This window comes from Pediococcus cellicola, assembly GCF_001438655.1.
GTDB lineage: Bacteria > Bacillota > Bacilli > Lactobacillales > Lactobacillaceae > Pediococcus > Pediococcus cellicola.
Window position 1 is genome coordinate 33,770 of the sequence record NZ_JQBR01000006.1, and the last position, 21,488, is coordinate 55,257.

The 21,488-nt window shown below is 40.7% G+C and carries 20 protein-coding genes; 15 read left to right on the forward strand and 5 right to left on the reverse strand.

The genetic code is table 11. From position 1 onward, the window contains the following. Window positions 1–11: 11 nt before the first annotated feature. Both rplM and rpsI read left to right on the forward strand, forming a co-directional pair. Window positions 12–455 (forward strand): 50S ribosomal protein L13, encoded by a 444-nt coding sequence (gene rplM, locus IV80_RS06450; protein WP_057751225.1) that lies wholly within the window; start codon window positions 12–14, stop codon window positions 453–455. 14 nt (window positions 456–469) lie between these two features. Beyond that, the gene (gene rpsI / locus IV80_RS06455) at window positions 470–862 is read left to right on the forward strand and encodes a 30S ribosomal protein S9 (RefSeq protein ID WP_057751229.1); all 393 of its coding nucleotides are present in this window, start codon (window positions 470–472) and stop codon (window positions 860–862) included. Window positions 863–969: 107 nt separating this feature from the next. Here the strand turns inward: rpsI and IV80_RS06460 are convergent, their stop codons facing one another. Then, window positions 970–1,506, reverse strand: coding sequence for a phenolic acid decarboxylase (locus IV80_RS06460; protein ID WP_057751231.1), 537 nt, complete (start codon window positions 1,504–1,506; stop codon window positions 970–972). A gap of 116 nt (window positions 1,507–1,622) precedes the next feature. On the opposite strand from IV80_RS06460, the gene IV80_RS06465 reads away from it, so the two are divergent. Continuing rightward, a complete protein-coding gene (locus tag IV80_RS06465; protein ID WP_057751234.1) occupies window positions 1,623–2,165 on the forward strand; it encodes a PadR family transcriptional regulator in 543 nt (180 codons plus the stop codon). A gap of 141 nt (window positions 2,166–2,306) precedes the next feature. Then, complete coding sequence (locus tag IV80_RS06470) at window positions 2,307–3,728, forward strand: amino acid permease (RefSeq protein WP_057751236.1); 1,422 nt, start codon at window positions 2,307–2,309, stop codon at window positions 3,726–3,728. Window positions 3,729–3,801: 73 nt separating this feature from the next. On the opposite strand, the gene IV80_RS06475 is transcribed toward IV80_RS06470, so the two are convergent. Further along, a complete protein-coding gene (locus tag IV80_RS06475) occupies window positions 3,802–4,755 on the reverse strand; it encodes an NAD(P)-dependent oxidoreductase (RefSeq protein ID WP_057751239.1) in 954 nt (317 codons plus the stop codon). 115 nt (window positions 4,756–4,870) lie between these two features. Here IV80_RS06475 and IV80_RS06480 point away from each other — a divergent pair, with 115 nt between their 5' ends. The 11 genes from IV80_RS06480 to rlmD all read left to right on the forward strand — a co-directional run bounded on the left by IV80_RS06480 (window position 4,871) and on the right by rlmD (window position 17,610). Next, a complete protein-coding gene (locus tag IV80_RS06480) occupies window positions 4,871–5,476 on the forward strand; it encodes an ECF transporter S component (RefSeq protein WP_057751242.1) in 606 nt (201 codons plus the stop codon). A gap of 42 nt (window positions 5,477–5,518) precedes the next feature. Continuing rightward, window positions 5,519–6,163, forward strand: coding sequence for a glycoside hydrolase family 73 protein (locus IV80_RS06485; protein WP_057751424.1), 645 nt, complete (start codon window positions 5,519–5,521; stop codon window positions 6,161–6,163). A gap of 21 nt (window positions 6,164–6,184) precedes the next feature. After that, window positions 6,185–6,757, forward strand: coding sequence for a xanthine phosphoribosyltransferase (locus IV80_RS06490; protein WP_057751245.1), 573 nt, complete (start codon window positions 6,185–6,187; stop codon window positions 6,755–6,757). 122 nt (window positions 6,758–6,879) lie between these two features. Next, entirely contained in the window at window positions 6,880–8,046 is a 1,167-nt protein-coding gene (locus IV80_RS06495) for an ATP-grasp domain-containing protein (RefSeq protein WP_057751249.1), read from the forward strand. Window positions 8,047–8,221: 175 nt separating this feature from the next. Further along, entirely contained in the window at window positions 8,222–10,483 is a 2,262-nt protein-coding gene (gene pcrA / locus IV80_RS06500; RefSeq protein ID WP_057751251.1) for a DNA helicase PcrA, read from the forward strand. A gap of 118 nt (window positions 10,484–10,601) precedes the next feature. Then, complete coding sequence (locus tag IV80_RS06505; RefSeq protein ID WP_371861645.1) at window positions 10,602–11,759, forward strand: CamS family sex pheromone protein; 1,158 nt, start codon at window positions 10,602–10,604, stop codon at window positions 11,757–11,759. 69 nt (window positions 11,760–11,828) lie between these two features. Continuing rightward, window positions 11,829–12,146 (forward strand): Asp-tRNA(Asn)/Glu-tRNA(Gln) amidotransferase subunit GatC, encoded by a 318-nt coding sequence (gene gatC, locus IV80_RS06510; protein ID WP_057751254.1) that lies wholly within the window; start codon window positions 11,829–11,831, stop codon window positions 12,144–12,146. Then, window positions 12,147–13,610 (forward strand): Asp-tRNA(Asn)/Glu-tRNA(Gln) amidotransferase subunit GatA, encoded by a 1,464-nt coding sequence (gatA, locus tag IV80_RS06515; protein ID WP_057751257.1) that lies wholly within the window; start codon window positions 12,147–12,149, stop codon window positions 13,608–13,610. Continuing rightward, window positions 13,610–15,037 (forward strand): Asp-tRNA(Asn)/Glu-tRNA(Gln) amidotransferase subunit GatB, encoded by a 1,428-nt coding sequence (gatB, locus tag IV80_RS06520; RefSeq protein WP_057751260.1) that lies wholly within the window; start codon window positions 13,610–13,612, stop codon window positions 15,035–15,037. Before gatA ends, gatB begins: the two co-directional genes overlap by 1 nt. A 23-nt stretch (window positions 15,038–15,060) precedes the next feature. Beyond that, window positions 15,061–16,074: a diacylglycerol kinase gene (locus IV80_RS06525; protein ID WP_057751263.1), complete on the forward strand. Its 1,014-nt coding sequence runs from the start codon at window positions 15,061–15,063 to the stop codon at window positions 16,072–16,074. 165 nt (window positions 16,075–16,239) lie between these two features. Continuing rightward, complete coding sequence (rlmD, locus tag IV80_RS06530) at window positions 16,240–17,610, forward strand: 23S rRNA (uracil(1939)-C(5))-methyltransferase RlmD (protein WP_083490542.1); 1,371 nt, start codon at window positions 16,240–16,242, stop codon at window positions 17,608–17,610. A gap of 196 nt (window positions 17,611–17,806) precedes the next feature. On the opposite strand, the gene IV80_RS06535 is transcribed toward rlmD, so the two are convergent. The 3 genes from IV80_RS06535 to IV80_RS06545 all read right to left on the reverse strand — a co-directional run bounded on the left by IV80_RS06535 (window position 17,807) and on the right by IV80_RS06545 (window position 21,365). Further along, the gene (locus IV80_RS06535) at window positions 17,807–18,430 is read right to left on the reverse strand and encodes a hypothetical protein (protein ID WP_057751270.1); all 624 of its coding nucleotides are present in this window, start codon (window positions 18,428–18,430) and stop codon (window positions 17,807–17,809) included. A 469-nt stretch (window positions 18,431–18,899) separates the two neighbouring features. Continuing rightward, window positions 18,900–19,976, reverse strand: a complete 1,077-nt coding sequence (locus IV80_RS06540; RefSeq protein WP_057751273.1) for a YdcF family protein — start codon at window positions 19,974–19,976, stop codon at window positions 18,900–18,902. 51 nt (window positions 19,977–20,027) lie between these two features. Beyond that, complete coding sequence (locus IV80_RS06545) at window positions 20,028–21,365, reverse strand: APC family permease (RefSeq protein ID WP_261763750.1); 1,338 nt, start codon at window positions 21,363–21,365, stop codon at window positions 20,028–20,030. Window positions 21,366–21,488: the final 123 nt, after the last annotated feature.

Consider the following 21,488-nt stretch of genomic DNA (forward strand, 5'->3'; position numbering starts at 1 on the left):
AGGAAATACAAGTGCGTACAACATATTTAGCAAAACCAGGCGAAGTAGATCGCAAATGGTACGTGGTAGATGCCACTGATGTTCCTTTGGGACGTTTATCAAGTACAGTAGCAGCTATCTTACGTGGTAAAAACAAACCAACATTCACACCAAACGTTGATACAGGTGACTTTGTAATCGTTGTGAATGCAGCAAACGTCAAATTAACTGGTCGTAAAGCGACACGTAAAATTTACTATCATCATTCCAATCATCCAGGTGGCTTAAAAGCTAAGACTGCTGGTGAAATGCGTGATAAGACTCCTGAAAAATTAATTGAGACTTCAGTTAAGGGAATGCTTCCTCATAATTCACTGGGTCATAAAATGGGACTCAAATTACATGTCTATGCTGGCTCAGAACATGATCACCAAGCTCAACAACCTGAAAAGCTTGACATCACTAACTTAATTTAAGGAGGAAACGAATTTTGGCAGAAGCACAATATCGCGGCACTGGCCGTCGTAAAAACTCTGTTGCTCGTGTACGTCTTGTACCCGGCACAGGAAAAATTACTGTAAATGACAAAGCAATCGAAGACTACATTCCATTTGCTAACTTACGCCAAGTGGTTATTCAACCATTTGAAGTAACTGAAACAACTGGCACTTACGATGTTCTTGTAAATGTTAATGGTGGTGGTTTCTCCGGACAATCTGGCGCTATTCGCCATGGAATTGCCCGTGCATTACTTGATGTAGATCCTGATTTCCGTATTCCTTTGAAACGTGCAGGTCTCTTAACTCGTGACCCTCGTATGAAGGAACGTAAGAAATATGGTCTTAAAAAGGCTCGTAAAGCTGGCCAATTCTCAAAACGTTAATATGCAATCAATGTTTCAAATACCTCTTCGTTGCGAAGAGGTATTTTTTTGTACTAAAAAAAGGCACGCAAGCGTTTGATGGCTGCGTGTCCTTTACAAAGAGAAGCTTATTTGTTGATTCGGTGATAGTTTTCATCGAAGTACTTACCGGCACGAATTTCGTCAGGAAGTTCAGGATAAGGGGCTTCACTAATGACATCTTCATTATTCTGACCGGCATCACCCATGTAAGTAATGTTGGCAAATTCTGGGACCACTAACTTAGGGTAAGTTTCGTATTTTTCTCGAGAAGCTTCCATGAGATCAATGTGGTCATTTTGGTAAGTGACTGTAATTTCGGGATGTTCTTGGACCCAACGTGGAAAGAAAATGGTACCGTTTAGCTTCTTTTCATTAGGGACAAAGTCCAAAGCCACATCAGTGCCAGTTGGTTCTGTCCAAGCTACCTTATAAATACCGGGAACTAACATAACAATGTTAGCTTCTTGATCCTTTACCCAGCGGCCAGCGACCATACCGCCATGAATACGGTAGTCAACAGTATGATCATTCTTGGCGTACCATTCGTATTCCCAACCGTTATCGTATGTGTAAATAAAGTGCGTTCCTAAAAAGTCGTCAAGTGTTTTAAATTCTTTTGTCATAAGTAATTCCTCCTGCAAATATTTATAGGTCAATTAAAACATGTATTTATTTACATGTTTTAATTGACTAGATCATGTTACAATACTTTTATTAAATCGTCAAGGGAGAAGTCATCATGGCGCAAAAAAATCGTTTAAAATATATTTTATTAGGGTTACTAAAAGAAAAAAAACAAACGGGTTATGATTTGGCAAAGTCCTTTGACTCTGATATTGGTGAGTTTTGGAATGCCAATCACAGCCAAATTTATCCATTATTGAAGCGGATGGAGCAAGCTAGCTTAATTGACCACGAACTTGATACTGTGGGGGAAAAATTAGAGAAGAAGACTTATTTTCTAACAGCTTTGGGTCAACAAAGTTTCGAAGATTGGTTAAAGTCGCCATCTGAAATGGGTGGGGCACATGATGAATTTATTTTGAAACTCTATTTTATTAATGATGCCCGTTCTCCCTTGTTGAGCACCATGATTAGTGAGCAAGAAAAATACCATAATGCTAAACTGGCACAGTTACAAGCTCAATTTAAAGCTAAATTTCCTACTGACAAAGAAGTTCAGGCAAATTTTGGCCATTCGTTGGTTCTACGTCATGCCATTGAACGAGAAAAAGGATACCGCAGTTGGTTAGAAGAAATTAATCAAACTCTGGAAAATTAAATGTCGGAAGAAGTGTGGTAACGGCGTTGCTAGTTATTTTTTTAAATAAACGCATGCGGACAAAAATTGACATGTTCTTAAATGTTGATTAGAATTAATCATTATATCTAATGAATAACCCATAATTTTAGGAGTTGAACTATGCCAAAAAATAAAAAGCTTGCGGATTTGTTTGTTCGTAAAGAAGTGAACACAGATATGTTTAAAAAAACAGGATTAGAGAAGTCGTTAACGGCGTTCAGTTTAACCACAATGGGTGTTGGGGCGATTGTCGGTGCAGGAATTTTTATCACACCCGGGATTATTGCCGCTATGTATAGTGGACCAGGCGTTTGGTTGTCATATTTATTGGCGGCCGTGGTTTGCTCATTAGCCGCACTTTGTTATTCGGAATTTTCGTCAACCATTCCGTTAGCAGGCAGTGCCTATACGTACATTTATACGGTGTTTGGCGAACTTTTAGCCTGGATTCTTGGATGGTCACTCATTTCGGAGTACTTATTCGCCGTTTCGTCGGTTGCAGTGAGTTGGTCAGCTTACTTTCAAAATATTTTGGCTGGTTTTCATCTTCACCTTCCTGAAATCTTTCGGGCCGCTTATGGGACTTCCGGTAGTCCACATGCCATTTTTGATTTACCTGCTTTTGCGATCACCATGATTATTGCCTATCTGCTGGTACAAGGCGTTCGAGAATCCGCTAAGGTTAATGCTGTGATGGTCATTCTCAAAATTTCGGTCATTTTGCTTTTTATCCTTGTCGCAGCGTTTTACGTTCGTCCAACTAACTATAACCCAATCTTACCTTTTGGCTTCAAAGGAGTCATTAGAGGCGCTGCTGTGGCTTTCTATGCCTATATTGGCTTTGATGCGGTCTCAACTGCTTCCGAAGAAGTTAAAAATCCCAAAAGAGACATGCCAATCGGGATTGTGTCTTCATTGATCGTAGCTTCCGTGCTTTATATTTCACTATCAGTGGTATTAGTTGGCGTGGTGCACTACACGAAGTTAAATGTGGCGGATCCAGTCGCCTTAGCGTTGCACCTTATTAAACAAAATTGGGTTGCGGGCATTGTGTCATTAGGGGCCGTTGTGGGAATGACCACGGTTCTAATTGTGATGTCGTATGGTGGCACACGCCTGATCTTTGCGATTAGTCGAGATGGTCTGTTACCAAAGGTGTTACATAAATTAAATCCTAAAACACATGTGCCAGTCATCAATACATGGGTGTTTGGATTGATTGCTAGTATTTTTGCTGGTATCATCCCGTTAAGCAAAATTGCAGAGCTGGTTAACATCGGAACCCTTTTTGCGTTTGCAATGGTGTCCTTGGGCGTTGTTTTTCTACGTAAAGATCGCAAATTTCGTAATTTACCAAAGTCGTTTGAAGTTCCGCTCTATCCAGTTATTCCCATTTTGTCGTTCTTAGCTTGTGGCTATCTGATGTTGCAGTTGGCTGCATTTACTTGGGAAATGTTTGGTATTTGGCTGGTTATTGGTTTGATTTTGTATTTTAGTTACGGATTTTCACACAGTGTGGCACGTCGTGAAGAAAAACTTTAATAAAAAAATATTGAAAAATCCCTCAAGTTTGGCTGATTGGCTAAGCTTGAGGGATTTTTGGTTTTACAGATGGTTAGTATCCTTTAGTGAGATCGACTTGATTTTTCAAGGACGTATCCTGTTTTAAAAACTTTTGGAGGTTTCCTAAAAAGAGTTTGTGCTGAGCGCGACCTAGGTGTTTCATTTGTGGTGAATAATGAGGCGTCAGTATGACATTTGACAGCTGCCACAGCGGATTATCTGGTGCAAGTGGTTCTTGTTCAAAAACGTCAAGCGCCGCATGTTGTACGTGGTGGGTATGGAGTGCCTCAACTAGCGCTGAGGTGTCAACAGATTTCCCGCGACCCACATTGACGAAGAGATAGAGGTTTTGCAAATAGTCAAAAAACGCTTGGTTATAAAAATGGGTTGTCTCATTAGTGAGCGGCATGACATTGACAATCACATCTGTCGAAGCCACGGCCTGTTGCCAATCGGCTTGCGCAAAAGTGTGTTCAAAATTAGCTACGGGATGACCAGTTCGATTGACGCCATTGACTTTAACATGAAAAGCCTGCAGGAGACGAGCTAATTCACTGCCAATATGACCAGTCCCAAAAATAGTCCAGGTTGTTCCTTCCAAAGTTAAGGCATTAGTAAGAGCTGGCCGTGGTGTCCAAGTAGCCTGGCGTGCGTTGTCTAGAAGAATTGGAAAGTCACGCATGAAGTACAGGGCATACAAGATAACTGTCTGTGAAATGGGAACCGCATGAATGCCACTCATGTTAGTCACTAAGATATGATGGGCTTGCAATTTTGCTAAGGGCAAATAGTCTACACCGGCACTGAGTGTTTGTACCCATTTGAGTGCACTGTTGGGGCTTTCCAAGACAGCCGTTGAGAGATCTGGTTGCCATCCCAGCATGATCGTGATTTGTGCGTAATCTTTAGGCTGAATGGATTGCGCTGTAAAAACTTGGACATTTAGTTGTTGATATGCCGTTATGTCTAAGTCTGGATTGGTGGATAAAACTAAAAGTTTTTCCAAAGCTTAACATCTCCTTATAAAGTCGCTTAAAATTAAATTTCTCGCTGGTTTCATGATATAATGTTTTCTAACAATTAAGAAATTAAACGGCTTTTTAGTTTTGTGAGGGATTAAAATGGGGAAAAGACGTGTTGCTGGCCGTGTGAGTATTTTAGGATTATTCGCGGCCATTATTATTTTACAAAATTATGTCCCAATGATTGGGTATTTACCAATTGGACCACTAAGCGTGACCACGATTCACATCACGGTGATCATTGCAGCGGTCGTGTTAGGACCGGTTGATGGGGCAATTGTCGGTGGTGTCTGGGGAATCGTGGATTGGATCCGAGCTTTGACGGTGACTTCCAGTGCTTTAGGAAATATCGTTATGGTCAATCCACTAATTTCAGTGTTGCCGCGAATTTTGATTGGTTTGATTGCAGGATGGTTGTTTACCAAATTGGCAAAAGACAAAACTAAATTAGGGTTACCCTTATTAGTTAGTGGGATTGTTGGTGCACTCACCAATACAGTGTTAGTTTTAGGTGGTATTGCGTTATTTTTTGGTAATGGCTCAGCAGTTTTGTCCGCAATAAATTTTTCGGCACTGACGCCTTATATTTTGTTGGTTGCTGCCACAAATGGGATTCCTGAAGCAGTCGCAGCTGCTATTTTGGTACCATTGATCGCAACGCCATTGTTGAAATATACTAAAATTGGTCAACAACGATTCGCCTAAATATTTATTGAACGTCACATTTAAGCAGAAAGATGGATGAATTTGGCAAAAAAGCGAAAACGACGAAAAAATAATCTGTTATTTAAACGGGGCAAGCTGCAATTGTCAGGTGTTATTTCGGTGATGCTTATAGTGGGGATGCTGATTGTTTTGGTTGCACAATTGGTGCCAAGGTTAACAACGACCACGACAAATTCGACGACCAGTGATTTGAGTACTGCAAATCATCAACAATTTATCCGTACCATTGCGCCATATGCGCAGAAAATGCATAAACAGTACGGCATTTTACCAAGTATTACGATTGCACAAGCTATCTTAGAGTCAGATTGGGGCACTAGTCAGCTTTCCAAGTCTTACAATAACTACTTTGGAATTAAAGGCACCATTTATCAGACAACTAAGGAAATGAAAACGCAGGAATTCGTGAACGGAAAATGGGTGACGGTGACAGCACGTTTTCGTGTTTATAACAATTGGCAAGAATCCGTTCGTGATCACACGTTGCTATTTGTCAATGGCACCAATTGGAATAAAAACCAGTATCGCAGTGTGTTAAGTGCCAAAGATTATCAAACGGCGGCTAAAGCCCTGTACGAGGACGGTTATGCCACGGACCCAGATTATTCCCAAAAACTGATAAGTCTAATTCAGACTTATCAGTTACAAAAATATGACCAACAATAAAAATAATTAGGAGGTACTAGTTTGAAACTATTAGAAGATCGTATTCGCCAGGAAGGAATTGTTTTACCACACAACGTTTTGAAAGTTGATAGCTTTTTAAATCATCAAGTTGATCCTGAATTGATGTTTGCAGTGGGGAAGGAATTTGCCAAACGGTTTGCTGACAAGCCCATTACCAAAATTTTGACCGTGGAATCTTCAGGAATTGCACCAGCAGTCATGACTGGGTTAGCGATGCACGTTCCTGTCATTTTTGCGCGTAAACATAAAAGTTTAACACTGACAGATAATTTATATACTGCGGATGTGTATTCTTATACAAAGCAAACCACCAATAAGATTTCAATTGCCAAACGTTTTGTTTCACCAAATGATTCGGTATTAATCATTGATGATTTCTTAGCAAACGGACAAGCTGTTGAGGGGCTACTCTCCATCGCAGAAGACGCAGATATTTCAGTACAAGGAATTGGCATTGTGATTGAAAAAACTTTTCAAAAGGGACGCAAAATCATTACCGCACATGATATTCAATTGGAAGCGTTAGCGCAAATCAGTAGTTTAGAAAATGGACAGGTCCATTTTCTAAATTAATTGAAAAACTCGTTTAAATTGCTTGCCAACGGGCAATGACAACAGTAAGATTATAAACAGAAGGCTTATAATCGAAAATGAAGAAATGCACATTATGACGTGTGTAAGAATGGGTGGGTTAAATGACAGTTTCAAATAATGCAACGCTATATCCTGGTAATACTTTAGGCATTATTGGGGACAGCACGAATGGGTCTCAGTTGATCACAGCAGCGCGCCGATTGGGACTGCGCGTAATTGCCTATGGGGCTAATGAAGTCAGTGAAACCATGCAATTGGCGGATGTACATATTGTTGGCGAGTCCACTGATGGCAATAAATTACGTGAATTTGGTGAAAAGTGTGATGCCGTTATTTACGAATCGGACCACGTGGACGTTCAAACACTCAAGTACTTGGAGCAGTTTACCAAGATACCTCAAGGCACTAACGGACTTGAGGTCACACAAGACCGGTTAATTGAACGCGCGTTTTTTGATCAATTAAATTTGAATTCGGCACCGTATGCTACAGTGATTAGTCTCAGCGATATTTATGAATCAATTAATGCCATCGGTTATCCAAGTGTGCTGAAACCAATTCAGAAGAACTTTGGTGATCGTAAGGAGTTACGGATTCATACCCAAACGGATATTCCTGAAGCAGCCGATTTATTGAATGAACAAACTTATATTTTGGAATCCACAATCCCAGCAAAACAAGAATTAGCGGTCACAGTTGTGCAGGGCATGAATGGAGAACGCAAGATTTTTCCAATTGTGGAAAACGTTTATGCTGAAGAACATTTGGTGGAGTCTATCGTACCAGCAGTTGTTTCTGATGGTGTTCAAAATGAATTGCTCCGGATTACGAATGAAGTAGCGGACGGTTTGGAATATGTTGGTGTGTTTGAGATTGCATTTGCGGTCACTCAAGCTAATGATATTTATGTCAAACGTGTGGTTCCGGCTATTCACCGTCCTGGTTATGTATTTAATCGAGCGACTAACGTGAGTGTCTTTGATCAACATTTACGGGCGGTTGCCGGAATGCCACTTAGCGATATCAAGTTGTTTGTGCCAACGATTATGGTTAATTTTGACAAGAGTCAGATGGCGGCCATCCGTACGCAGTGGAATATTAAGAATAATTGGTATTTTCACTTATATGCGCAGAACAAAACGACTGAAAAACAGACACGTGCAGGATATGCTTTGGTTGAAGCTAATTCCATTCAGCAAGCACAAGAGCAAATTGATAATACCGAGATTTGGTCAAAGGCAGTTGTTGATTTTAACGACGCACAATAAAAGTAAACTTTCAGAATCAGGATGCAAATTGATCTTGATTCTGTTTTTTTACAATTTTTCAGAATCCAAGAGATATTTTGATATTGCGGGTCAAGTCGTGGCTAGTTTTTGTTATAATTAATGTTGATTGATTTTTTTGTTATAGAACTGTTTTATATAGAGAGGATTGAAACTTTTGACCGAAAATAGGTTATTGAAGGGGCTAAATGATAAACAAGCCCAGGCTGTCCAAACAACCGAGGGACCGCTTTTAATTATGGCAGGTGCCGGAAGTGGCAAAACACGGGTTTTGACGCACCGAGTGGCTTACTTAATCGAAGAAAAGGCCATTAATCCTTGGAATATTTTAGCCATTACGTTTACAAATAAAGCGGCTAAAGAAATGCGTGAACGGGTCATTAAGTTATTGGGTAGCGCGGGATCTGATATTTGGGTTTCCACGTTTCATGCGCTATGTGTCCGGATTTTACGGGCTAACATTGATCAGATTGGCTATAATCGCGCATTCTCAATTGCGGATACCAGTGAGCAACGGACATTAATGAAACACATCGTGGCTGATTTGAACTACGATCCCAAAAAGTTTGATCCGAAATCCTTACTAGCGGCTATTTCAAATGCTAAAAATGACTTGTTGACACCAGAAGACTTTAAAGCCAATGCTAAAACGCCATTTGACGCAGTTGTAGCTGCTGCATACGAGGAGTATCAACGCCGACTGAAGATCAATCAAGCGTTAGATTTTGATGACTTGATTATGCAGACGATATTTCTATTTAAAAAGAATCCGGATACCTTAAGTTTTTATCAAAACAAATTTCACTACATTCACGTGGATGAGTATCAGGATACGAACCAAGCACAATATACATTGGTTAATATGTTGGCTAAACGCTTTGAAAATATCTGTGTGGTTGGGGATGCAGACCAGAGTATTTATGGCTGGCGAGGCGCGGATATGACCAATATTTTGAATTTTGAAAAGGACTATAAGGATGCTAAAGTGATTTTACTCGAGCAAAATTATCGGTCGACTAAAAAGATTTTGGAAGCTGCCAATTCCGTGATTAAGCACAATACTACCCGCCGCCCTAAAAAATTATGGACCCAAAATCACGATGGGGATCCGATTACCTATTATCGTGGTCAGAGTGAAAATGATGAGGTCCATTTCATTGTGCAGCAAATCAAGCAGCAAATTGAAGAAAAGCACTATCAATATGGGGATTTTGCCGTTCTGTACCGCACAAATGCACAGTCACGTGCAGTTGAAGATACTTTTTTGAAATCCAATATCCCGTATACAATGGTGGGAGGCCATAAGTTCTACGACCGAAAAGAAATTCGTGACGTGTTGGCTTATCTCACGCTGCTAGCCAATCCTGACGACTCTATGAGTTTTGAACGCGTTATTAATGAACCAAAACGGGGCATTGGGGCTAGTTCACTAGAAAAGCTGACGGATTTTGCCAACTATAATCGTTGGTCGCTATTTGAAGCAGCCCAAAATGTGGAAGTCGCTAATGAAATTGCGGGACGTGCTAAAAACGCGATTGACCATTTTGCTGCGGTGATGACCGATTTGAAACGCATGGCGGAATTTTTAAACATAACTGATTTGACGGAACAAGTCTTAGATAAAACAGGCTATAAGGCTGAATTAGAAAAGTCACGTTCGTTAGAAGCTCAGACACGTTTAGAAAATATTGAAGAATTTTTGACGGTTACCAAGCAATTTGATGATAGCCATGAAGATGATGAGGAAACAACTGCTGAGACACGCCTAGCTGATTTCTTAGCAGACTTAGCGTTAGTTTCTGATCAGGATAGCGTAGCAGAAGAGCCTTCAGCAGTGACACTAATGACACTTCATGCAGCCAAAGGTTTGGAATTTCCGGTTGTTTTCTTAATCGGAATGGAAGAGGGCATTTTTCCCTTATCAAGAGCAGCTATGAATGAAGATGAGTTAGAAGAAGAACGACGCTTAGCCTATGTTGGCATCACACGTGCGCAGAAGAAGCTGTATTTAACAAATGCTTATTCCCGTATGTTATACGGGCGGTTACAAAACAATCCAGCTTCGCGCTTTATTGATGAAATCGATCCGGATGTTTTAGAATCGGCTAATCAAACTGCCGGTGGTGCTGCAAATGGGTACGAAAATGGTGCGCACACTTATCCGTTCGACAAAAAGATGGAAAGAGCAACGGCAACGACGTATCATCGTCCACCAGTCAAGCCACAGAAATTTACGGGAACCGGTGCAGATAAAATGAGCTGGTCAGCCGGTGACAAGGTACAACACAAGGCTTGGGGTGTTGGAACCGTGGTAAAAGTGACTGGTAAAGGGGAAGATGCAGAATTAGATATTGCCTTTCCTGATCAAGGCGTCAAACGGTTATTAGCAGCTTTTGCCCCAATTAGTAAAGTGTCGTAGCCCCAAATTTTAATTTTTAAGAAATAAACGTGAATTGTAATGAAAAGCCCTTGACAGGTTTTCGATTTAATCCTCATAATTCAGAGTGAATTATGATTAAAACGGGAGGAAATACACGGTGAATCTAAAGAAAAGTTTGGTTGGGATGGCAATGTTACTTAGTGTGACTTTACTAGCTGCATGCGGCAATTCAAACAGCACGACGAATTCGTCTTCCAGCAATAAAACGGCAACCAGTTCTAAAGGTGGAAATTATCAGGTAACTGGTCAATCTAACAGTGATCAATACGCCGGCGTCATTAAGAATGGCAAGTATCTCACCAGCAAAGCACGGGGGATTACGTCTAATCAAAACTCTAATTTAATGAATTTAAAGAGTTTTGAAACTGGCCTGCAGGATATTTCCAAGAAACAATTTTCAACAGAAAAATATGTTTTTCAAGAGGGCCAGTACCTGTCCAGTAGCACCGTACAAAATTGGATTGACCGTAAGTCTAAATCTAATCCGGATGGATTGAATCCAGAAAGTAATGGGTCAACTGATCCTGAAAAACGAAACCCGATGTATTTGCAGTCACTGGAAGAACAAGATTACGTACAAAAAAGTGGCAGTAAATTAAAAATTGGTGGAGTTACCATTGGTTTGGCAATGAATTCTGTGGACTATTACCGAAAGACAACTTATGGTGCACAGTATCAAACTGACATTAGTGATGCTACTTTGGAAAAAGAAGGCAAAGCAATGGCTAAAGAAGTCCTCACACGACTACGTAAAAAGCCGGCTTTGAAGAATGTTCCAATCGTTATTGCTATCTATAAGCAAGCCTCCAACGATAGTTTAATTGGTGGTAAGTTTGTGACTTATGCCATTAATACGGGAAACAGCCTTGGCAAGTGGCGAGCGATGGATATTCAAAACGTGGTCTTCCCTCTGAAGACAGGAGAATCTGCGCCTAATGATAATGATGCCGATGCCTTTTCTAACTTTAAGACTGAAGTAGAAAGCTTCTTCCCTAACTTGAGTGGGGTTACCGCGCAAGCTCAGTATAAAAATGGGTCGTTACAAGGCATGAATGTGTCAATTACCACCCAATTTTACAGTGAAACAGAAATCAGTAGCTTTACCCAGTTTTTAGCTGATCAAGCACAAAAATACTTACCAAGTGGTGTCAAAATTGATATCACGGTCAGTTCAACCACAGATGGGGTTCAGAGTTTCTTAAGTCGTTCAAGTACGGCCAAGAAGTTTTCAACTCACGTATTTGGGAGCTATTAACTAGTTACTTTAAATAAGCGTCAAAAATTATGGTAAAATTATTTGATAGATTTGAAAGAAGGATGAATCATGGCAAACGAAGAAAAAATCGATAAAGCCCAAGTTGAACACGTTGCCAGCTTAGCAAAATTGCAATTTGAAGATGCTGATCTTGGTAAGTTTACAACGCAACTAGGTGACATCATGGAATTATTCAATACTTTAAGTGAAGTGGATACCAGCAATGTCGCACCCACATTCAGTGTCACTGATCAATTTAACACGATGCGTGAGGACGTTGCCGTCAACAGTCACCAAAAAGAAGCCTTACTAAAAAATGCGCCTGACACTGAAGAAGGATTCATTCGTGTGCCAGCAATTATTGACGAAAGTGAAGGTGCAAACTAAATGAATTATTTTGATACTGATCTCACAACCTTGCATGACAAGCTTGTCAATAAAGAATTGACTGCAGAACAGTTAACTCGCGAAACATTAGCAAAAATCAAAGCGGATAATGAAGCAATTAATGCCTACATCACCATTGATGAAGAAGGGGCTTTAAAAGCTGCTAAGGCAATTGATGAAAAAGGAATTGACGCAGACAATTTATGGGCCGGAATTCCAGTTGCTGTAAAGGATAACATTGTGACTAAGGGTTTGCGGACAACTGCTGCTTCTAAGATGCTTGAAAATTTCAATCCCATCTATGATGCCACAGTAATTGAAAAGTTGCGGGCTAACGACGTGATTGTGATTGGTAAGACCAACCTAGATGAGTTTGCCATGGGGGGTTCTACCGAAAATTCTTACTTTAAGACAACCCATAATCCTTGGAATGTCAATAAAGTTCCTGGTGGTTCTTCAGGTGGCTCAGCAGCAACTGTTTCAGCTGGTGGCGTGTTAGCAGCTCTCGGTACTGATACGGGTGGTTCCATTCGTCAGCCAGCATCATTTACTGGTGTGGTTGGTGTAAAACCCACATATGGCCGTGTTTCTCGTTGGGGGATTATTGCCTTTGGTTCTAGTTTGGATCAAGTGGGTCCCTTTACCCGATCTGTGAAAGATAACGCAGCATTGTTGAATTTGATTGCGGGCCATGATGAACATGATATGACGAGTTCTGACAAGGCTGTACCTGACTTCACCGCCGGATTGGACGGTTCTGTTAAGGGAATGCGAGTAGCTTTGCCAAAGGAATACTTAGGTGAAGGTGTTGACGAAAACGTCAAAAAGGCTGTCTTAGATGCCGCAAATACTTTCAAAGAATTAGGTGCTACAGTAGACGAAGTTTCTTTACCACATAGTAAATATGGGATTGCGGCGTACTATATCATCAGTTCTTCGGAAGCTTCCTCTAACTTGCAGCGTTTTGACGGCATCCGATATGGGTTCCGTGCTCAAGATGTGAAAAATCTAGAAGACGTTTATGTGCGTTCACGTTCAGAAGGTTTTGGGGATGAAGTGAAACGTCGAATTATGCTTGGAACTTATTCTTTGTCTGCAGGTTACTATGATGCATACTTCCGTAAAGCAGCTGAAGTACGGACATTGATGATCAATGATTTCAAAAAAGTTTTTGAGGACCATGACTTCATTATTGGGCCAACAGCACCAACACCAGCTTTTGGAATTGGTGAAGAGTCGTCTGACCCTAAGAAGATGTACATGAACGATGTGTTGACGGTTCCAGTCAACATGGCTGGCTTACCAGGCATGTCCTTGCCAGCAGGTTTTAGCAATGGCTTACCAGTGGGCTTGCAAATTATTGCGAAACCATTTGATGAACAAACGCTTTACAAAGCAGGCTATGCTTTCGAGCAAGCCACTGATTTTCATAAACAAACCCCTGAGATTGGAGGAGACAAATAATGAATTTTCAAACGACAATTGGACTAGAAGTCCACGTGGAATTAAAGACGAATTCTAAAATTTTTAGTCCGTCTCCAGTTGAATTCGGGGATGAGCCAAACGCAAATACGAATGTGATCGATTGGGGCTATCCTGGTGTGTTACCCACCACCAATAAAGGGGTTGTAGAATCAGGAATTAAGGCTGCTTTGGCCCTTCACGCCGAAATTGAAAAGCATAATCATTTTGACCGAAAAAATTACTTCTATCCTGATAATCCTAAAGCTTATCAAATTACACAGGCAGATAAGCCAATCGCTCATGATGGCTGGATTGAAATTGAAGTTGATGGGAAAAAGAAAAAAATTGGGATTGCTGAAATGCATATTGAAGAGGATGCGGGGAAAAATACCCATAATCCTAATGGCTACTCCTTCGTGGACTTAAACCGTCAGGGAACGCCTCTGATTGAAATTGTGTCTAAACCTGATATTGCATCACCAGATGAAGCTTATGCTTATCTAGAAGCTTTACGTCAACGCATTCAGTTTACGGGAGTTTCCGATGTGAAGATGGAAGAGGGCTCGATGCGTGTCGATGTCAATATTTCCATTCGTCCTTATGGTTCCGACAAGTATGGGACCAAAACAGAATTAAAAAACTTAAACTCCTTTAATTATGTCCGTAAAGGCTTGGCTTATGAAGAAAAACGGCAACAACAAGTGTTGCTGTCTGGTGGTACTATTCAACAAGAAACGCGTCGTTTTGACGAGACCACTGGCCAAACGATTTTGATGCGTGTTAAGGAAGGTTCCGATGATTATCGTTACTTCCCAGAACCTGATTTACCGGCCTTATCAATTAGCGACGATTGGATTCAGGATATTCAAGAATCCATGCCAGAAATGCCTGGAAAACGTCGTGAACGTTACGTGAGTGAGTTAGGTTTGAAGGATTACGATGCCATGGTCTTGACGCAGACTAAGGAAATGTCAGATTTCTTTGACGCCACGGTCAAAAACGGGGCGGATGCCAAGATGGCAGCCAACTATTTGATGGGTGATGTGAATGCCTATCTGAATGATCAACAAGTTGATTTGCAGGATACGCAACTCACACCAGAACATTTAGCAGCGATGATCAAGATGATTAGTGACGGCACGATCTCTACCAAAATTGCTAAAAAAGTTTTCAAGGCAATTACAAAAGGTGAAGAACCAGTTGCTTGGGTCAAGAGTAAAGGGCTTGTTCAATTATCAGACCCTGCACAATTGCAACCCATTATTAAAAAAATTGTGGATGACAATCAGCAATCTGTCGATGACTTTAAGAACGGAAAAGATCGTGCAGTTGGCTATTTAGTGGGTCAGGTGATGAAACAGACCCGTGGACAAGCTAATCCAAAGGTTGTTAACGAACTTTTGATGAAAGAACTCAATAATCGTTAATCAGATTTTGTGGAGGAACCAAAATGCAGAAAAGAGCACGCGTCATTTATAATCCTACTTCCGGACGTGAAGTTTTAAAACAAAATATGATTGACATCCTGAATGTCTTTGAAGAAGCGGGCTTCGAAAGTAGTGCCTACGCGACGACACCAGAACCTAATTCAGCACGCAATGAAGCTCGGCGTGCGGCTAAAGCTGGGTTTGATTTAGTCGTTGCGGCTGGTGGAGACGGGACCATTAATGAAGTGGTTAATGGCATTGCCGATTTGCATTTCCGACCAATGATGGCAATCATTCCCGCTGGGACAACGAATGATTACGCACGAGCTTTAAAGATTCCTCGTGAGGATCCCGTTGGTGCTGCTAAAGTTGTGCTGAAGAATCAGCGCATTAAAATGGATATTGGTAAGGCAGGCGACAATTACTTTATTAATATTGCGGCTGGTGGGTTACTCACGGAGTTAACCTATGATGTGCCGTCTAACATGAAAAGTATTTTCGGTTACCTGGCTTATTTGGTTAAAGGAGCAGAATTACTGCCACAAATTAAACCAGTTGATATGGATATTGAGTATGACGGTGAACATTTCCGAGGAAAGGCGTCGATGTTTTTCTTAGCCTTAACTAATTCTATCGGTGGTTTTGAGCAGATTGTGCCTGATGCTTCATTAGATGATGGTCGTTTTACACTAATTATCGTGAAGGCGTCTAACCTGGTTTCCATTTTACATTTGATGGTGAAAGCTTTGAATGGCAATCATATTGACGATCCGCGGATTATTTATCGCAAACCTAAGCGGGTAAAAGTCAACCCAGTTAATGACCGAGTTATGGTAAACATTGATGGGGAGTACGGTGGGGATGCCCCCATGGTGTTTAAAAATTTGCATAAACATATTGAAATGTTTGCAAATCTTGACAAAATTCCCGATGCCGCCTATGATTTACCAGAACCCGGCGTGGCAAAGGCGGAAGAAAACTTCGTTAAACAGGTCAAAAAATTACCTGAAGATGACGAAACCAAACAAGACCAATAAATATAATTCAAAAGCCGTCCTTGAATATGAGGAATTTAAAAGTTTTCGATCATTGCGCGTGTGAATAGTTGCTTAACGTGGCGATGAGGTGTAAAGTTTTAAATTGCTGAACATTCAATGGGACGGTTTTGTGATAGTTACTTGAAAAGAAAAATGAGGATAAATATGAAATTTAAAGCACCAGTTACCAAAAATGAAACGTATGACGTGACCATCATGGATTTGACTTATCAAGGCATGGGAGTTGCCAAAATTGATAATTTTCCAATCTTTGTAGCTAATAGTTTGCCTGGAGAAGAAATTACCATGAAAGTTACAAAAGTGGCTAAAACTTATGCTTTTGGGCGTGTACAAACATGGAAATCAAAGAGTCCTGACCGTGTTGAAATCAAGGATAAGCAGTATACCCAAACTGGGATTACACCATTGCAACATTTGGCTTACCCAGCACAATTGGAATTTAAGCAACATCAGATCCAAGAACTCTTTTATAAAGCCCATTTAGACGAAGTTGAAGTTAGCCCAACCGTTGGTATGGAAAAGCCTTATGGCTACCGAAATAAGGCACAGATTCCCGTTCGCAGTGTAAATGGTCAATTGACAACTGGTTTTTATCGTCGTAATAGTCATGATCTAGTACCAATTGAAGACTTCTATATTCAAGATCCTGAAATTGATAAGGCTATTTTAGTTGTTCGTGATATTTTACGTCAATATCATACAGCACCTTATAACGAAACTAATCATACCGGCGTGATTAAAACAATTATGGTCCGTCGTGGACATTTTACTCACGAAATGATGATCGTGTTAATTACACGTGCTAAAAAGATCCCAATGAACTTTGAAATTGTGGAAGAGATTCGTAAACAGCTCCCTGAAGTGAAGAGTATTATCCAAAATGTGAACGCAGCGCAAACGAACGTTTTGTTGGGTAAAGAAGAAAAAATTCTCTGGGGTAGCAACGTGATCCATGACGAATTACTAGGATTACGTTTTGCAATTTCCGCTGATTCCTTCTATCAAGTGAACCCTGTTCAAACAGATAAGTTGTACGACCTTGCGATTCAAAAAGCCGGTTTGACTGGTAAAGAAACTGTTATTGATGCTTATTGTGGAATCGGTACGATTTCCTTAGCAATGGCTAAACACGCTAAAAAAGTTTATGGCGTGGAAATTGTCGATAAAGCCATTCAAGATGCCAAAATTAACGCTAAATTAAATGATATCCGTAATGTGAGATTTACTGTTGGTAAGGCTGAAGAAAAAATGGCTGATTGGCAACATGATGGTCTGAAACCTGATGTTATTGTGGTGGACCCACCACGTAAAGGTTTGGCACCAGAATTTATCACCGCTGCTGCTGAAATGGCACCAAAACGAGTTGTGTATGTGAGCTGTAATCCAGCTACTTTGGTTCGAGATGTGCAAACATTCATGGATAATGGCTATCACGTGGCACAACCAGTTATTCCATTGGACCAGTTCCCACAGACACCACATGTGGAATCTGTTACAGTTTTGGAACATAAATAGACTTACAGAAAGTGACGGTGACGTCGCTTTTTATTTTTAAGTGGCGCTTGCGTTGAATATAAAAAAGCAGATTTGAAATCCTTACCATTGAGTTTGAAATCTGTTTTTAGTTTAAATGACACTCCGGTTTAGTTTAATGGACTCGCTTGGTGAGGATAAAAGAGCCTGCAAACGCCAAATATAATAACTTTTCTGGTCATGGTACAAGCAGCCAGCTTTCATCTTCAGGATGTAAATTGTATGCGTGACTGTGTTGATCAATTGAAAAATGCCAATTCCGCACGGTGTCGTACGTTGCCCTTATCACAAGAGGTGCAAATTCTGCTTGCATGGGTAGATACTTTTGATAGGGGCCAAAACCTAACCGATTGAAAAGTTGCATGGCGTAACGGTCAGCGATGAAGACCCTTCGCTTAAATGTATAAAGTAAAATGGTGTCAGCTGTCTCGTTGCCAATGCCTGGCAGTGACAACAGTTCTTTACGTAGTTGAGGCGTAGGGATTGCTATAAAATTTTCATATTTACCACCATGACTAAGGTACCAAGTTGTAAATGCTTTTAAATAACTTGCCTTATGCTGATGAAAACGAATATGAGCAATCAGTTGATTGACTTGTGGAAGTGACAATTGGTCCATTTTTGATGGTGTCAAATAAGGCCGTAGCAAGGTCATTGCTGCTTGAACATTAGGTCGATTTGTTTGTTGGCCAATTATGGTCCGAACTGCGCCAGCAAAGGGGGAAAATTGCGAAACTTGTTGTCTGGGGTAGTGCAGATTTAAATTCGTTAAGATAGTCAGTTTTTTTTCGTCATCATCCATTTAAAACACCGTCTTTCAAAGAAATAAATTTTAACTTATTTTAAGCGTAATGGTTTTCGTTTTGCAAATAAATGGGTTACTTCAACATATTGAAACTATATAGACTTGGCTATTCGCATGTTTTTGATGTAGGCTGAAACCTTCTCAAGATATAAGTTATGAAATTTGCTACCATGACTTCATTTATCGGGAGAACTTTAACGGTCCCAATTTAGGCAATCTTCTGCCAACTCGGATTCGAAGTCCCGTAGATTAAGTGCGACCTTAACTAAACTTTCAGTGTAATCAAAAAAAGTTCTGACATGAATCGAATTTCATCGAATTATGTCAGAACTTTTTTTGATGATTTCTGTCCTTAGACTTTACTAGTCAAAATCGAGGGGAAAACTGCCCATTTTAGTCACAAAAACGAAAAGATTCAAAGAACGACTCGTTTGTTTCCTGGACCTTTTTCCTCACTCACTTTTAGTTAGGTCAGAATGTGGAATTGTGTCTGTAAAATGATGACCGTAATGTTAATGATTAAGAAGAGTGCGATCACGATCACATGGAAGGTCTTGTGCTGCATCAAAATGGCAATGTACTCTCGAATAAATGCATTGGGAATAAAAAATTTGCTGGTTTTGGCACCAATTCCATCAATGTTTAAACCCACAAACCGGGCATAACCAGCAGCTCTAAAGGTGTGATAGTCACTCGTGGCGAAAATACCTTGTTGCAGGTTGAGTTGCCGTTGTTCTAAGAGCCGTTTTGAAAACAGCATATTTTCATAAGTGTTTTTGGACTTTGTCTCTGCGATTAGAGGATAGTCTGCCATACCATGGGCCATCGCATAGGCTTTCATGGCTTGTCCCTCTGGCAGAGTTTCATCAGCACCTTGCCCACCAGAAAAAATAACTAGTGGAAATTTACCGGTCTTTTGATATTGGAGATCGCCAAACTGCTTAGCTTTTAGGATCCGAGAAGCCAGTAATGGTGAGACTTCATTGCCATTAATCAGACCAGCTCCCAGGACAATAATATAATCTTGGTGTAATTTTGGTCGAAAAATTCGAGTAATTAAAAACGAAGTCATAAAGTTGAGTAGCCAGAAAACAGCGTACAACGTTAAGAAACTAAAAGTATTTAGCAAAAATTGTGCCACTGGAGCTGGTAAGTTTGCCTTAATGAATCGAGAGAAAAATGGGGCTAAGATGACCACGAGACCCAAAAATAACGTGAGCATGTTACCTAGTGAATGACTTTCCCGCCGCCAAACGATCCACGCATTCCAGAGTAAAAGAATGCCTAACGATAAGTATAGCAGCAAAATTGGGACCATAATCAAGACAATGATCACCGCTAAGACAGCCTCTAACCACTGAATACCACTTTCAAAGATAGTTAAACTCACAGCAAAAGCGAGCATTAGCAGAGCTGAGTTCCCTAAGATACCATTTAGTAAGCGAAATTTATTTTTCTTTAGGCTAAAAAATAAAAGGGCCACCAAGATGATAAATATGGCCCAGCTTGTGAGCGTCACAACCGTTTCAATGTCAACTTTCATAGCAATTTCCTCCGTAACTTTATAATAGCAAATTACGCGAGTTTTAGAAATTTATTTGTGGGACCTGTAATGATAATAGCGCTTAGTTAGGTAGTAAACGGGGATGCCAAGAATCGTAATCAAAACGCCAATGACAGCCAGCCAAAATTCCGTGATGATGGTGGTGACTAAAATGAAGACACCGCCCAAAATAGCAATGATGGGTACGACTGGATAACCAGGAATCCGATACGGCCGTTTAAGATCAGGTTCTCGTTTACGTAAAATAAACACCGCGATAAAAATCAAGAGGCTAAAGAACCACATGACGAACACAATCATATCTGTTAGATGATCAAAGTTGCCTAACAACATCATGAGGACGGCAATTGCAAATTGTAATACGCCCGCACCATAGGGAGCAGCGGTCTTTGTAGAAACTTTGCGAATGAATCCACTAAATGGTAACGATTGTTCTTCAGCCATTGCTAAAGGAACTCGCATACCAGTCATAGTATAACCGTTGATAGCGCCATAGACAGAAATTAAAATGCCAATTGTGACTAATTTTCCGCCTAGAGCACCAAATAAATGGATCGCAGAAGCGGAAGCCGCATTTAAGTTGCCGGCAATTTCAGAGATGGGTAAGGTTTTTAAGAAGACTAAGTTGATTAAGGTATAAATAATGGTGATGAAGGCTAAGCCCCAGCCAATAGCGCGTGGTAAATCTTTTTCAGGATGTTTCATTTCGCCGGCGATCGCGCCAACACCAAGCCAACCATCGTACGCAAACATGGTGGCCAGCAAACCACTGGCAAATGCTGAAAATAGATTTGTATGCGTACTTGTACTCGGTAATAGATGAAGCGCGGTGTCTCCGGGAGAAAACAAACCCACAACCACAATCAAGGCGATTGGGATCAATTTAAAAATTAAAGCCCACGACTGGAGGCGACCAGCAGCCTTAGCGCCAAGAAAGTTAATTAATGTGATCGAAAGACCGGTCACAATCGCAATTAGCAGCTGACTAGCTTGGTTTAAATGCAAAAGCGCTTGTAGCTGTCCACCAAAAACAATGGCTAATGCGGCAATATTGGCGGGAAAATAGATTAAACTTTGAGCCCAACCAAATAAGTAGGCAGGAAGTTTGCCGTAAGTGTATTCTAAATATTTCACAGCCCCACCAGTTAAGGGAATTGCAGCAGCCAATTCGGCACTGGTCAGGCCTGCACAGATCGTTAGCAGACCGCCAAGAACCCAAGCGACTAGGGTCAGACCGGCAGATTGAGTTGCTTCGACCACGCTTGCTACTTTAAAGAAGACACCGCCACCAATCACAGTCCCCATAACCGTTGCTAAGGCCGCAAATGTGCCAACTTCTTTTTTTAGTCCGTCGTTTTCAGCTTGCAAGTTAAATCCATCTCTTTTCTGTTCACAGTTTTTCCATTATAGCAGAAATTAAGGACGGACCTATAGTGATAATCATCAAAAAGAGAAATGGTGTACAATAGAAAAAAACGGCGGTAGGGGATG

Coding starts and splice junctions, on each gene's coding strand:
- IV80_RS06460 (WP_057751231.1), bottom strand. CDS start 1,506: ATGACAAAAGAATTTAAAACACTTGACGACTTTTTAGGAACGCACTTT.
- IV80_RS06465 (WP_057751234.1), top strand. CDS start 1,623: ATGGCGCAAAAAAATCGTTTAAAATATATTTTATTAGGGTTACTAAAA.
- IV80_RS06470 (WP_057751236.1), top strand. CDS start 2,307: ATGCCAAAAAATAAAAAGCTTGCGGATTTGTTTGTTCGTAAAGAAGTG.
- IV80_RS06480 (WP_057751242.1), top strand. CDS start 4,871: ATGGGGAAAAGACGTGTTGCTGGCCGTGTGAGTATTTTAGGATTATTC.
- IV80_RS06495 (WP_057751249.1), top strand. CDS start 6,880: ATGACAGTTTCAAATAATGCAACGCTATATCCTGGTAATACTTTAGGC.
- gatC (WP_057751254.1), top strand. CDS start 11,829: ATGGCAAACGAAGAAAAAATCGATAAAGCCCAAGTTGAACACGTTGCC.
- gatA (WP_057751257.1), top strand. CDS start 12,147: ATGAATTATTTTGATACTGATCTCACAACCTTGCATGACAAGCTTGTC.
- gatB (WP_057751260.1), top strand. CDS start 13,610: ATGAATTTTCAAACGACAATTGGACTAGAAGTCCACGTGGAATTAAAG.
- IV80_RS06525 (WP_057751263.1), top strand. CDS start 15,061: ATGCAGAAAAGAGCACGCGTCATTTATAATCCTACTTCCGGACGTGAA.
- rlmD (WP_083490542.1), top strand. CDS start 16,240: ATGAAATTTAAAGCACCAGTTACCAAAAATGAAACGTATGACGTGACC.
- IV80_RS06535 (WP_057751270.1), bottom strand. CDS start 18,430: ATGGATGATGACGAAAAAAAACTGACTATCTTAACGAATTTAAATCTG.
- IV80_RS06540 (WP_057751273.1), bottom strand. CDS start 19,976: ATGAAAGTTGACATTGAAACGGTTGTGACGCTCACAAGCTGGGCCATA.